Origin of the sequence: Mesorhizobium sp. M5C.F.Ca.IN.020.29.1.1, from assembly GCF_003997375.1 — a bacterium.
In the GTDB taxonomy this organism is placed as follows: domain Bacteria; phylum Pseudomonadota; class Alphaproteobacteria; order Rhizobiales; family Rhizobiaceae; genus Mesorhizobium; species Mesorhizobium wenxiniae.
Genome location: NZ_RZSW01000010.1, coordinates 1 through 13,222 on the forward strand (window position 1 = coordinate 1; position 13,222 = coordinate 13,222).

The 13,222-nt window shown below is 59.5% G+C and carries 12 protein-coding genes and 2 pseudogenes; 5 read left to right on the forward strand and 9 right to left on the reverse strand.

The annotated features are described in order from the left end of the window. The 4 genes and pseudogenes from EOA85_RS01900 to EOA85_RS38550 all read right to left on the reverse strand — a co-directional run. Nucleotides 1-512, reverse strand: a pseudogene (locus EOA85_RS01900) (transposase); the annotation flags it as partial. A gap of 12 nt (nt 513-524) precedes the next feature. Next, a pseudogene (locus tag EOA85_RS01905) lies at nt 525-924 on the reverse strand (transposase zinc-binding domain-containing protein); the annotation flags it as partial. Nucleotides 925-1,341: 417 nt separating this feature from the next. Next, nucleotides 1,342-1,914 carry a site-specific integrase gene (locus tag EOA85_RS38545; protein ID WP_348627871.1) on the reverse strand — a complete coding sequence of 191 codons (573 nt, stop codon included), beginning with the start codon at nt 1,912-1,914 and terminating at the stop codon, nt 1,342-1,344. 358 nt (nt 1,915-2,272) lie between these two features. Then, nucleotides 2,273-2,515, reverse strand: coding sequence for a hypothetical protein (locus tag EOA85_RS38550; protein WP_245485559.1), 243 nt, complete (start codon nt 2,513-2,515; stop codon nt 2,273-2,275). Nucleotides 2,516-2,607: 92 nt separating this feature from the next. Here EOA85_RS38550 and EOA85_RS38555 point away from each other — a divergent pair, with 92 nt between their 5' ends. From EOA85_RS38555 to xopAG, 5 genes are all read left to right on the forward strand, one after another. Then, a complete protein-coding gene (locus tag EOA85_RS38555) occupies nt 2,608-2,787 on the forward strand; it encodes a hypothetical protein (protein WP_245485560.1) in 180 nt (59 codons plus the stop codon). Between the two features lie 13 nt (nt 2,788-2,800). After that, the gene (locus EOA85_RS38560) at nt 2,801-3,490 is read left to right on the forward strand and encodes a hypothetical protein (protein ID WP_245485561.1); all 690 of its coding nucleotides are present in this window, start codon (nt 2,801-2,803) and stop codon (nt 3,488-3,490) included. A gap of 23 nt (nt 3,491-3,513) precedes the next feature. Further along, nucleotides 3,514-4,272 (forward strand): IS21-like element helper ATPase IstB, encoded by a 759-nt coding sequence (gene istB, locus EOA85_RS01920; RefSeq protein ID WP_281033691.1) that lies wholly within the window; start codon nt 3,514-3,516, stop codon nt 4,270-4,272. Between the two features lie 1,179 nt (nt 4,273-5,451). After that, nucleotides 5,452-6,708, forward strand: coding sequence for a hypothetical protein (locus EOA85_RS01925; protein WP_127208133.1), 1,257 nt, complete (start codon nt 5,452-5,454; stop codon nt 6,706-6,708). 299 nt (nt 6,709-7,007) lie between these two features. Beyond that, complete coding sequence (gene xopAG, locus EOA85_RS01930; RefSeq protein WP_206523223.1) at nt 7,008-8,390, forward strand: XopAG/AvrGf1 family type III secretion system effector; 1,383 nt, start codon at nt 7,008-7,010, stop codon at nt 8,388-8,390. A 113-nt stretch (nt 8,391-8,503) separates the two neighbouring features. On the opposite strand, the gene EOA85_RS01935 is transcribed toward xopAG, so the two are convergent. From EOA85_RS01935 to EOA85_RS01955, 5 genes are all read right to left on the reverse strand, one after another. Next, the gene (locus tag EOA85_RS01935) at nt 8,504-8,746 is read right to left on the reverse strand and encodes an EscF/YscF/HrpA family type III secretion system needle major subunit (RefSeq protein WP_127208134.1); all 243 of its coding nucleotides are present in this window, start codon (nt 8,744-8,746) and stop codon (nt 8,504-8,506) included. A 2-nt stretch (nt 8,747-8,748) separates the two neighbouring features. After that, nucleotides 8,749-9,003 (reverse strand): EscE/YscE/SsaE family type III secretion system needle protein co-chaperone, encoded by a 255-nt coding sequence (locus EOA85_RS01940; protein ID WP_164759444.1) that lies wholly within the window; start codon nt 9,001-9,003, stop codon nt 8,749-8,751. Beyond that, complete coding sequence (sctD, locus tag EOA85_RS01945) at nt 9,000-10,376, reverse strand: type III secretion system inner membrane ring subunit SctD (RefSeq protein WP_127208136.1); 1,377 nt, start codon at nt 10,374-10,376, stop codon at nt 9,000-9,002. The genes EOA85_RS01940 and sctD overlap by 4 nt, the downstream gene beginning before the upstream one ends. Next, on the reverse strand, nt 10,373-12,472 hold the full coding sequence (sctV, locus tag EOA85_RS01950; protein ID WP_127208137.1) for a type III secretion system export apparatus subunit SctV: 2,100 nt from the start codon (nt 12,470-12,472) through the stop codon (nt 10,373-10,375). The genes sctD and sctV overlap by 4 nt, the downstream gene beginning before the upstream one ends. Before the next feature lie 393 nt (nt 12,473-12,865). Then, the gene (locus EOA85_RS01955; protein ID WP_127208138.1) at nt 12,866-13,222 is read right to left on the reverse strand and encodes a hypothetical protein; all 357 of its coding nucleotides are present in this window, start codon (nt 13,220-13,222) and stop codon (nt 12,866-12,868) included.

Consider the following 13,222-nt stretch of genomic DNA (forward strand, 5'->3'; position numbering starts at 1 on the left):
TTGCTGGCCCGCTTGAACTGCTTGGCGTGCGCATAGCGCTGGTGCTTGATCAGCGCCAGCTTGCCGACCCGCACATAGGTCTGGCGCAAATCCAGCCCCGCCTGTTTGGCCAGCCGCACCAGCCGCTCGCGGGCGCGGTGGATGAGCTTGGCGTCGGTCGGGAACATCACGTTCTTCGGCTGCACGGTCGTGTCCACGATCACTTGGCGCGTGTCGGTCGGCTTCATCGCCCCGGTCTTGACTGCAATGCTGAGGCTTTCCTGCAAAACGCGACGATCCGCTCCTCGCCCATGCGGCTGCGCCAGCGCGTCAATCGACGAGCGGTCGAACGGCAGTGCGTGGCGGACGAACTCTTCGCCGCACAGATACTGGAAGTAGGGGTTTTCCACCCAGCGCTCGCACAGCACCTCGTCTGACAGGTTGAAGGTGTGCTTGAGGGTCGCCAGCCCCGCCATCAGCCGGGTCGGCAGCGGCGGCATGCCGGGACCGTCCGAATCGACCGCACCGAAGCGCAGCGCGACAGAAACCCGTACGGGGAGGAAAAATCCCGGCCGGCAGGCGATCCATCGCTGGTCCCCGGCCTTCGCCGTGGCAGGCTCGAGCGACAGGCCGCCGCGCGGCATGACGCAGTGGACATGCGGATGATGGTGGAGATTTTGACCCCAAGTATGAAGCACGGCGACCACGCCGATCTCGGCGCCCAGATGCCTAGGATAGGCCGCCGCCACCCTCAAGGCCTCGGATGCGGCCTTGACAGGATCGCATAGACCGCCGCCTTGTTCTGGAAGGCGATCTCAGCGATCTGGGCCGGGACGGGGAAGACCACGTGGAAGTATGGGACCGGCAGCAGCTCAGCCTACCGCCGGCTAGCCACTGGGCGCGAGCCAGGCCCTGGCACTTAGGGCAGTGGCGGTTACGGCAGCTAATGAGCGTCGCCCATGACCTGCACTATGGGCAGATCTAGTAATGGGGAGCTGGCAGCGACTTGATCGCGCTCTTGTGTGTGCCGCCGCCAACCCGGCTCACCAATACGAAGGGCGCTTGAGGAGCGCGATGAGCTGTCGGACGGCTGGAACGCGACGCGCCGCAGAAGCGGTGGAACGATCGATTCCATGGCGTCGAGCTTCTCTGTCGGATCACCACGCGTGTAGATTTCAGTGGTCGTCAGAGTGGCATGTCCCAACCAGCGACACTTTACGGATGTCCTGCGTTGCTTGCAGGATGATCATCGCGCATGTGTGCCCGAGCACGTGAGGCGAGATCGTTTCTTGTCGAGGCCAGGATGCGCTCGAGCGACGGTCGCTGCATGCTGTTTGAGCAGATAGGCGAAGCCCCATCGGCTCAGCGGCACTCCCCGGGCGCTGATGAACACCTCGGGCGCTGCGACCCGCCCGCGAACGGCGAGTCAGGCGCGCAGGGCTGCGGCCGTGGTCTTCCACAAGGGAAGCTGTCCGTTCCCGCCGTCCCTTGCCCAGGACACGAATGCTCATCGACGACAGGTCGATGTCCTCGAGCTTCAACCCCGTCACACGCGAGACCCCACAAACCGCCAGATGCAGCATGGCCCGGTCGCGGATGCCATCGCGCGTGCCGGGATCGGGGGCATCGAGCACCGCTTGCAGCTCCTCCCGTGTTTGGACTGGGGACCAGACGCCGATCCGTCTTCTTGAATGGGATCGCCAGGACGCAGCGGATATGCTCCAGGGCTGCCGGCTGCCTGTATTCGAGGAAGCGGAAGAAGGACTTGATGGCCGCCAGCCGGACATTGCGCGTCACCGGCGCGTTTTTGCGCTTGTCCTCGAGATACTCCAGGAAAGCTCTGATGAGACCGGCGTCGAGTTGCTCCAGCGTCAGCGCCGATGGCGAGACCTTCAGCCTCTTTGCAGCGAACGTGAAGAGCAGCTGGAAGCTCAGCGCATAGGAGTCGTGCGGATTCCGACGTGAAGCCGGCCGCCATTCCGATCAGACACCGCCCACCATTCCGGTATGAAGCCGGCCACCATTCCAACCAAAGACCGGCCGGTTTCGGCACTGAAGATTACCTCCTGGGTCAGCAATTTTGGCATCAATTACCTCGCGATGAACGAGGACAATTTTGATGCCGGCAAAGAGAAGGCTGACCATGAGACAGTTGAGACAAATGCTTCGGCTTGCCGGAAGCGGGACCAGCTCCCGCGAGATTGCGGTCGTGCTGGGAATAGCACGCAGTACGGTGCAGGATAATCTGCGGCGCGCAGCGGCAATCGGGTTGAGCTGGCCCCTGCCGGGCGAGCTAACCGATGACGCGCTTGAGAACAAACTCTTCGCTCGCAATGGCGTCAAACAGCGCACGCGGCGGCGCGCAGAGCCGAACTGGGCCGATCTTGCCGTCGAGCTCAAGAAGCCAGGCGTCACGCTCCTCATCTTGTGGGAGGAGTATCGAGGAAGTCATCCCGACGGATATGGCTATAGCCGGTTCTGCGAGCTCTTTCGCAGCTTCGAACAGCGGCTTTCGCCGACGATGCGCCAGGAACACGCCGCCGGCGACAAGGTCTTCGTCGACTATTCCGCAAGAAGATCCCGATCCTTGATCGAGACACCGGCGAGATCCGTGAGGCGGAGATCTTCGTGGCAGTGCTGGGTGCGTCCAGCTTCACCTATGCCGAAGCAACCTGGACCCAGACACTGCCTGATTGGATTGGTTCACACATCAGGATGTTTCGTTTCTTTGATGGCGTTCCCCGACTGATCGTCCCCGACAATCTGAAGTCGGGTGTCAGCGCGCCAGCTTCTACGATCCGAGATTAATCGCAGCTACGGCATGATGGCATCCCATTATGGCGGCGGGGTTCTTCCGGCACGGCCGCGACGGAACGGCGTGCGTTTCGCCCAGTCATGCATTCTGGGGCGGCTGCGCAACCAGACCTTCTTCTCGCTGGCCGAGGCCAATGCCGCTATTCGCCAGGCACTCGATCGCATCAATGATCACGTCATGCGTCGGCTGGGCGTCAGTCGCCGGCAATTGTTTGAGAGCGTCGAGCGTGCTGCGCTCGCAAGCCTGCCGAGCAAAGACTACGAATTCGCCGAGTGGCGTTTGGCCCGCGTTTCGACGGATTACCACGTCGAGTTCAAGACCTTCTTTTATTCCGTACCGCACAGCCTCATTCGCCAGCAAGTCGATCTGAGAGCAACGGCACGCATCGAGATCTTCCACCGCGGCAAGCGCATTGCCGTCCATCAGCGCCGCTATGGCGGCCCTCGTCATGGGACGGATCCGGATCATATGCCCAGCTCCCACCGGCGATATGCCGAGTGGACGCCGGATCGTTTCCGTCGCTGGGCCGCATCCGTCGGGCCGAGACGGAAGGCTTGGTTGTCGCAATCCTCGCCAGTCGCCCACATCCTGAACAAGGCTTTCGGACATGCCTGGGTGTCCTTCGCCTGTTTCGAGATATCCCACACGATCGCGCCGAAGCCGTGTCAGCCCGCGCTGTCGAGATCGGTGGGCTGAACTGCAAGAGAATCGCCTCGCTTATCGCCAATCACAAGGCCGCAAGGCATTCCACCATCCGGCTGCGCGAATTCGGCCTTCATGGCATGGCCACCGCCTTCCAGGAGCCCGACGCACAATCCGAAGCACGCGGCCTCGAGTATGGCGAATGGCTTGCCATGCTGCTCGAGCGCGAGGCTACCATGCGCCGCCAGAAGCGTTTCGAAGCCCGCGCCAGGGCTGCCAAACTTCGCCATGACGCACAAATCGAGAATGCCGACTTTCGCGCCGCACGCGGTCTCGATCGCAATCTGTTCATGGCGCTCGCCGGCTGCGACTGTATCAGAAAGCATCACAGCCTTCTCATCACCGGGCCGGCGGGCGTCGGCAAGAGCTGGCTGGCCTGTGCCCTTGGCCACAAAGCTTGCCGAGAGGATTTCTCCGTCGCCTATCCCCGGCTGTTTGCAACGCTTGCCCTCGCGAGAGGAGACGGACGTTATGGCCGGATCCTCAAGAAACTCGCCAAAACCGACCTTCTCATTCTCGATGACTGGGGACCGGAAAAACTCAATGATGACCAGCGGCGTGATGGGCTTGAGATCATTGAAGACCGCTACGAACGCCGATCAACAATCGTCACCAGCCAGTTGCCTCTGGATCGCTGGTACGAGATCATTGCAAGCCCAACTCTGGCCGATGCCATCCTGGACGGCCTCGTTCACAACGCCTATCGCATCGATCTCACCGGTGAAAGCATGCGAAAACAGCGCTCGCCAAGAGCCTCTGAAACAGCGCAAGCTTGACCTGAAACGAAACCCAACCCAAACGAGACCCAGGATCAGTCCGAAAAATGGCCGGCTTCAAATCGGAACACCGGCCGGAATGAAATCGGAATGACTGGCCGGCTTCAAATCGGAATCGATGGCCGGCTTCGTCGGAATACGCAGGAGTCGCGCGTATGCCGACTGGCGCCCCGCTGGCACGAATGATGAGGCGGCCTGACTATTTAGCGACCACCGGATTTGCAAATACTGCAGTTACCGCAGGGAAGCCGAGCGGAACGTCGTAGGAGGAGCATTCACTTGGGGATCCCTGCAACCAAGCCTTTTTCGTGCTGCGAAGCACGCCGCAAGATCCAGGCCAGTTTGCGCAGCGAGAACATGCGCGTCCGTTTTGCTGGACGTGGTTGCCTTCGCAACAAATTGGCGGATGGTTGACATTCGGCTGTCTGCTTCGGACAAAGAAGAGCCATCAGGATTCCGCGAGCTCACCGCATGGTTTTCGGCACAAGTTCATCAGCGGCCTTGCACGCAATGACCAGGGAATATCCCTGGCGGCAAGAGCAGAGTTGCTCGGCAACAGTCCTCAGTCACCACCTGGATCCCTCCCAGACTCGCGACACGCGCCCCGCTGGCTGAGCTGGCAGGTTCCACCCTCTCGGCACGGAAGGGCTGAGATCAATGTCGGTCGTTCAAGTGGCGCATCATTTGCACATCAGGATATGCCTGCAACAAACCAGGCACCCGATGGGCCATGATTCCCGATGGGCATAATAGTCGTTGATCCGTAAGGGGTGAATCATGAGGAACATTGACGTGCGTGGCAAGGCGCCCATGCCGTTTGCTAGCGCCATGGACCGTGATACCACGGACGATCCTCCCGCCGGGCCGCTTGTTCGGCTTGAAGAAGCCGGCGGAGCATCCAGCTCTGTGGTGGAGCAGACGCGCTCTGAGTTTCAAGCCCCACGCGCGAGGGAGGAGCAACCCAGCAGTATCCTTTCTCTATTGTTTGAACAAGGTGACACAGCGGAGAGGCTTATCCCGATCGACCTTCTGAGCTTGACGCAATCAAGTCCTGAACTGCGTGCTGTCGTCCAGCTAACTCCGGCATATCAAGAAAGGTATCAAAGGGCCGTCCGAGTTCAGGCCATCTGGAACAGGTTGACGGAACAGCAATCCGGAGCAAATCCCTCGGCTGGGCTGATGTATTCCGGCGTGATCCAATCACTGGCGCACAATTTCAATTGCCTCCTAAGTGCGCAGAAGGTAGCTCTCGTCGCCCTAGTCGAGGGGCTTGACGACCCTGAGATGCGCAACTCGGCCCTGGAGGAGATCGGAGCCGATTTGGCTGGCCTCCCGCCCGAGCTGCAGCAGCGTCTCGTCGACCTCGCCGAGGGACTTGAAGACGCCGAAGATTGCGTCTTCGTCCTACGGGGCTTCGGAACAGGCGTGGCAGGGCTTGCTCCCGAGCTGCAGCAGCGTCTCCTGGTCCTCGCCGACGGCATTGACGAACCAAACTATCGCGCCTTGGCCCTCAGCGCCCTCGGAGCAGGCGTCACTGGGCTTACGCCCGAGTTGCAGCAGCGTCTCGTCGTCCTCGTCGAGAGGCTCGACAACCCGGGGCATCGCGCCTCGGTCCTCGAGGTCCTTGGAGCCGGCGTGGCGGGGCTTCGCCCGCGCTCCAGCTGCGTCTCGTCGTCCTTGCCGAGGGACTTGACCCCTTGCATCGCTCCCGAGCTCTGGAGGGCCCTGCAGCAGCGCCTCGTCGCCCTCGCCGAGGGACTCGGTGAGCCCGAAGATGGCGCCAGGGCCCTACGCGGCTTCGGAGCAGGCTTGACAGGGCTTGCGCCCGAGCCCCAGCAGCGCCTCGTGGCTCTCGCAGAGGGGCTCGACCAGCCCTGGAATCGCGCCTCGGCGTTGGTGGCCCTCGGAATAGGCGTCACAGGGCTTGCGCCCGAGCTGCAGCAGCGTCTCCTGGTCCTCGCCGACGGCATTCACGAACCAAACTATCACGCCTTCGCCCTCAGCGCGCTCGGAATAGGCGTCACAGGGCAGGCGCCCGAGTTGCAGCAGCCTCTCGGCGTCCTCGCCGAGAGGCTCGACAACCCCGGGCATCGCGCTTTGGCCCTCGAGGTTCTTGGAGCCGGCGTGGCAGTTTTTGCGCCCGAGCTGCAGCAGCGTCTCGTCGTCCTCGCCGAGGGACTTGACGGCGCCAATCGCGCCTCGGCCCTACGGGGCCTCGGAGCCGGCGTACCAAGGCTTGCGCCCGAACTGCAGCAGCGTCTCGCCGTCTTGGCCGAGAGCATCGACGACCCCGAGTATCTCGTAATGGCTCTAGCAGGCCTCCGGCAAGGCTTGGCGGGCCTTGCCCCCGAGCTACAAAGGCGCATCGCTGCCCTTGCCGACGGACTTGACGAGCCGGAGTATCGGGCTCGCGCCCTGGCAGCACTATTGCCCTAAGACAGGCGGAAGAACGGGTTACGGCTTACGGATCGCCTTCAAGGCCTGTTGAACACGCGGAGGCCGATCGCAGGAGATAAGAATCTGTCGGGCTTGAAGGCGGCAACATTATCGAGGATGGCGACGTGATGATCAATGACCCCTCTGACAATCCGTTCGATGTCGTGCCCGCAACTGTTGAGGCTGCATCATGGGCTTTGCTAGAGGAGCGGTGAGATGCGAATCGGGAATAACCAACTTAACGGCTTTTCGGCGTTAGACCGGCGCCTCGTGACGGGCTGGCAGAGGCTCCGAGCGCCGTGACTGCGTTCCACGAAGCGCATCAACTTGCTGTGTTTCATTCCCGGAGTGCGGCACCCTCACCTGCGAAGAATCCAGCACAGCAGAAAGGTGGTGAGGAAAAGGATGGTGAGGGTGCGCCAGGCGGAACGGGCGACGGATCAAACTATTTCGCGCGGGCGGTGAAGTACGGCCTGTGCCTCGCGGGCGCGGGCTGCGCCTACGATAAGATCGCCAACGATTTTCCCCTTTCCACCACCTCGCTACATGATGGGAGAAAGGGCTTTACCAGCAACCAACGGCTTAGGACCGCCCAGGCGAAGGCGAGGGAATATTACACGCGCTATCACGGCGCCAGCCCCGATGCTAAGCGTTTGAATGGGCGTCCCCTCATTCCAATCCGCATTTTCGGGGACAACCAGTTCGTAGCTATGATCGACTACCGGGCGGCGACCCGCGTCCACGTCGCGCGCTTGGCGGATTCTGCCAATGCTCGCCGGTCAATCATTCTGAACCTAGCCTGCATGAAGGGCCATCTTGTGAAGGACGAGTGCGTGTCTAAGTACCGACCGCCTCAGGTGCCGAAAGATCCGGACCTGACGCAGAGTCCGCTATACGACAAAAAGAACAAGTACGCGCTGACCGGTGTGCTCAATGACGATACCGGCGCGTACGGCTACACCTCGAGATCGGCCACTCGGCCTTTCGTGAACAAGGGCGCGGAGCATTTCCGGAATACCTTGCAAAGCAAAAAGGGGCTAACTTTCAAGCAATGCACCGAGACGCTCGAGTCGCTGCTCGATCAGGATCGTGCACTTGGCGAAGAGGCCCAGTTCGCGGCCGGCCAGGCCATCCTAAACTTCAGGCAAGTCTATGCTTCTGAAGCGCACTGGGGAAATGCCGAGAAGGTCGTGATGAAAACCCTCGCCGAACATGGTTTTCTGTCACTGGCGGAAACCGAGAAGCTGGACGCGTCTCTGATGTTCGAGGATCCGCATAAAAACAAGCTGAAGCGCAACACCAGCTTGGTGCGGCCGTGGCTGCATAAACTCGACACCCGGCGTCAGGAGAGGCTATCAGGTTACCATCCCGCGGTCATCGAGGACCTGAATCGCGGGGAAATCGAAGACATGAAAAACCTGCCCCTCACTCACTTCAAATTGAATGAGAAAGGCAACGGATTCGAGGATTGCTCAGGCCTCGGTGACTCGTTCACATGCGCCAACGCCGTCGCCTGCATCAACCATGCGCGCTTAATGAGCGGACAGCAATGTCTCTCAAAGGAAGAGGTCATTGTCATTATAGCGTGCCTCAACGCAGTCTACGACGACACGAGCTCGATCCGGCATACGCTCCATGAGATAGCGCGTGGAAAGTCCTCTAGCGGATCGGCGCAGGCGTAGCCGGTCTAGCACAAGACGATCCGCGTAATTCCGGCACCAACCTGAGAACGCATGGAAGTACTGCTGCAAGCCAGGCCAGAAAAGTGGCAAGATCGTGTAATCTGACCAAATGTTCAGCCGATTTTCTGGGACACTCCCTTCAGGGCGTCGTAAAGCAATTTGATAATTCCGGATTCCAAATTCAGGCTCAGGCTCCATTGCTGAGCGAGGGATTGAATTCTAATAAGATCGGTCGGTTTGTCCGGTTCCATGGATGCCATGAAGCTGTTAAGATTTCTTTCTGCTTCAACAGTGGCATTGCCGAGGCTGCTACTGATACTGCTGACGGTAAGGTTGTCGCCAGAAATAGGTGACATAGTTATCTCCAAGGTTGCGGTATTTCTTTATCACGATAAGCCATCGATATTGTATTGATCACCTCTGTCGCAGCGCGTATCGCGTCCGCTATGGCCGCCAAAACTTCGAATTCCTGCCTCGAAACGCCAGCATCCATTTCACGTTTCAACGATTGCCGGCAGGTATCGAATTCCCTCTCTAGGGCGGATCTCTTTGCACCGTCGAAATCACCTAGCAGCTGTCTCTGCAACTCAAACATGACTATGACTTCGCTCACCCTTTTTCCTCCTCCACCATCCATTTCGGCTTGCTCGGATAAGGAAGATGCATCGCATCCGCGCCGATGCGCACAGAAATTCCGCTTCGGTCTATGTCAACAATCTGGCCCAAGCTCTCGAGACTGTCGCCGATCTTCAGGCGCGTTCCATTCTCAACAACGATGAACGGCGTTTGGCCAAGGTGTACACCTCTGGGCACCGGCAATATGACCGGCGTGAACTGCGTCTCAAGCCGGATGTAGGGTGCGAACTTCTCCCGAAAGCGAGCAGCGACCTTCTGCCACGCTTCAAAAGCAATCGGAGCCAGGGCTCCCGAAACGAGCACGCCATCTGCCTTCTTCAAGATGTGAATGGAGCACCGCAGTTGGGCCGTCATCGCGGTCTCTAGAAAAACGCGAGCGCCGTCGGGTGTCACGATCGCGTTTTCAACTTCGGTTAGCCCCGGAATGTCCTGCCGCAGGTGATGAAGCGCTGCTTCGACCTCCGCATCGCTTGGCCCATATCCTGTTATCGCGATCTCCCCGGCGCCGATCACGCGGACGCTGCCCTCGATTCCGAAGCCGCTTATGACCGTCGTCACGAGATCGATGAGCTGCGAATCCGATAGAGTGGTCGGTGGTTTGGATATCACTTCCACCTCAAGGCCGGCGTTGTTCAAGGCGACTTGTAGTTCAGCATCGTCTCCAGGTCGGAAGTCTCCTTCGATGACCAGCTTGTCATCGACCCGGGCAATCTCGACGTTTCGAGCGACATTTAATTCGCGAATGATTTGTCGCACGATCCTCATCGGGTCAGTGGCCGGAGACACTTCTGAGGCGGAGGGGGGAACTCGCCCTATGGCGGCCCAAAACACGACGACGGGCATAATCAGGAGAGTGCAAGCTACCGCCCCGAGCCGTAATCGCCGCGGTATCGAACCTGCCATGAGCTGTATCCGTCGGCCGACCAAGGTCGACGCCAGTTCGGGAGGGGCGAGCGGCGCGGAAGTGTCCGGCTCCCCGTTTCCCATGGAGGCCGCCTCGGGAAAGCTGCTCCCGGCCGGCCCGATCCCAAAAATCGTCCGCCCGACCTGTACCGGTGTTGGCGGATCGAGCACCGTCAAGTTACCTACCGGGAGGTCTTTGGTCCCGATGCGCACCCCCGGTGCGAAGGCAATAATATGGATGCGTCCCGCCTCGACTTTAATGCGAAGATGTGTGGCAGCCAGTTCCGGATCAGCGAAGGTGAGGTCATCGGTATCACTGGCACCGATCAGCCAGACTCCTTCCTCAAGCGGGGTCTCTGCACCCCGGTTGGGACCGGACAGCACGCGTAGGCTCAGCTTGGCGTCATCGCTAGCGAGACTAACGTATTCCATGTTCGTACCTGTCACGACAGCGATATCCTTGCCAGCGGCAGTACGGAGATATCGGGGGCAAGTTCCTGATAGGATAGCACGGGTAGCCCGTAGAGATCGACTTCGATGATCTTGCGCAAGTATCGGCGGATGTCGATAGAGGTCAGTAGCACAGGCTTGTGCGGTTGCTGGCCGACATCACCTATCGCATCCCTCACCTTATCAATGATTTGCCGCGTGGTGCCAGGGTCGAGGGCGAGATAACTGCCCACAGAAGTCTGCCGAATGGCATTACGCACCGTGTCTTCCACTTCCGGCGTAAGAATGTAGGCTGGCAATAGGGTCCTGCCGACAGTATGCTGGAAACAGATTTGTCTTTTCAATGCACAGCGCACATGCTCAGTAAGCAGAACTGTGTCTTTTTCCTTCGGCCCCCATTCGACCAGCGCGGTGAGGATAGCGCGCATGTTGCGCAGCGAGATCTCCTCGGAAACCAGTCGCTTCAAGATCTCAGAAATCGTCTGCAGAGGAACGGTCCGCAGCACCTCTTTTACCAGTTCCGGGAAAGATCCTTCCACTTGATTCAGTAGAATTTTTGTTTCCTGGATTCCGATAAATTCACCTGCTTGCCGACGCAGGACATGACCAATGTGGTAGCTGAGGATCTGAACCGGTTCAAAAAATGGGATACTGGCGGCTTGCAACGACTCGCGATGTGTGATGTCCACCCACGTGGTCTCGATCTGAGGCAGGAATGGCTTATCGAGAACATACGGAATGCCCACGAGGTCGAGGTTCTCGGGGATATCACGAGCCAGAAGGTGCTGCGCCCGTAACGATCCTTCACCACATGGAATTTCATTTACATTGATCGTGTACGCGCCATCCTTGTTGCTGTCGCTGACACGCAGATTAACGCCTGGAAAGGGAACGCCGAGATCGAGAAGCAGCGCCTGCCGCACAGCAGCCAACTCCTTGTTCAGCCGGTCTGGCCGAACGATGCTCTGAACGTCTCGACCAATGTCGAGCATCAGAGGAACCGTGAGCGTGATGGTGATGGCATCGCAGCCTTCGCCGCTCCGTTCAGCCGGCCCGTCCGACGCCGTCACGGGCGCCCTGACGCCGGCGACCGAGTAGGAACTCGAAGGCGCTGAAAGCGGCCGCCTGCGCTGCAACAACCAGCCACCGCCTCCAGCCAATACTGCCAATATCACGAAAATTGCCGTAGGAAAGCCAGGTACCAAAGAGAACAGAATTAGGATGAAGGATCCTGCGATCAGGGCACGTGGTTGGGCTTTGACTTCGTCTCCAATCTCACTGCCGAGATCTGAGCCCTTATCCCTGTCGCTTATCCTCGTGACGATGAAGCCTGCCGTGATTGAGGTGAAGAGAGCCGGGATCTGACCGACGAGCCCGTCGCCGATGGTCAGGATGGTGTAAATCTCGAGCGCTTCGTTCAAGCTCATGCTCTTTTGCAGGGCACCAATCGCAATGCCGCCTATGATGTTCACGAAGATGCTGATTAAGCCTGCGATTGCGTCACCTTTGATGAACTTCATCGCACCGTCCATCGCGGCGTATAATTGGCTCTCGCGCTCGATGGCGATGCGGCGCCGACGGGCTTCTTGAATATCGATGCCGCCGGCACGCAGGTCGCCGTCGATGCTCATTTGCTTGCCCGGCATCGCATCCAGCGAGAAGCGTGCGGCGACTTCAGCCACGCGCTCGGACCCCTTGGTGATGACCACGAACTGCACGATGGTGATGATCAAGAAAGTAACCCCGCCCACAATGAGATTCCCAGCTACCACGAAATCGCCGAAAGTCTTGATGATCTGGCCGGCGTCTGAGTGCAGTAAGATCATGCGTGTCGCAGCGATACCGAGGGACAACCGAAACAGCGTCGTCAGCAAAAGCACCGCCGGGAAGGTGACGAAAGCGAGGGGTGACTTAATATAGACTGCCACCATCAGCAGGAGAGCGGAAATCCCAAGATTGATAGCTTGCAGCACATCCATCAGGACGGGCGGCAGCGGAATGATCATCACAAAGACGATGGCAACCAATAGCCCCGCCAGAATAATGTCGTTCCGGCCAGTCGCAACTGCCAGGACCTTGTTGGGAAAATTCACGCTGTCCGTCCCCGCGACGCACCCGGCACGGCCGTCTGTGTCAGCAGTATTGTGGCCATTCGCTGAGAGGCTCTCGCCTCGGATCTGAGACCCAGTTTCGAATAAGCCTTGACCCGCACCTGCAATATCCGGAATCGCTCCTCATCGCTCAGCGCGTGCAAAAGAAGCCGACTCGCCTCGGCAGCGGCCCCCTCGCAGTCTCCCGCTCGAAGCAATACCAGACAGCGTGCATGCCGTGCCCAACCCCATGCGGAGTCGAGATGCTCGAGTGCGAGCAGAAGCTTGGTTGCATCGTGAAGAAGGCCAAATTTAATGTAGAGATACGCTAGCACCGATAGCGCATCGCGCTTGTCGGGACTGATAAACGGTTCCGTCATCAGATCTATCCTCGCATCAAAGCACGGCAGGCGTTTTCAAAAAAAAACGGTCGCATTGCGCCCGATCGAGTACCGAGAGCGCGTCGCACAGCACGGCACGATCTGGGTCTCCCGTTTGCGCAACCAGATCGGCCAGCGATGTGTGTGCGGCCTTGAGCGTGGCGGCGAATGTCGGAGACTCGAGGATTGCGGGATTCGCGATCGGAGGCGCGAAGGCGGCCATCATCAGGTCATCGACGGTGGGGGCGTCGTATAGCAGATCGAATTGCAAAGCCGACCGAGCATCGGCAACGAGGCCTGTTCGCCGCAGTTCCGTCGATCCGGAGATCGTTGGAGCAGAATGATTCAAGCTGCCGGAATTGATGCGAATCAT

Excerpts from the sequence above, each read along its gene's own strand:
- EOA85_RS38560 (WP_245485561.1), top strand. The coding sequence starts at position 2,801 with ATGATGGCATCCCATTATGGCGGCGGGGTTCTTCCGGCACGGCCGCGA.
- EOA85_RS01925 (WP_127208133.1), top strand. The coding sequence starts at position 5,452 with ATGTATTCCGGCGTGATCCAATCACTGGCGCACAATTTCAATTGCCTC.
- EOA85_RS01935 (WP_127208134.1), bottom strand. The coding sequence starts at position 8,746 with ATGTCACCTATTTCTGGCGACAACCTTACCGTCAGCAGTATCAGTAGC.
- EOA85_RS01955 (WP_127208138.1), bottom strand. The coding sequence starts at position 13,222 with ATGATTCGCATCAATTCCGGCAGCTTGAATCATTCTGCTCCAACGATC.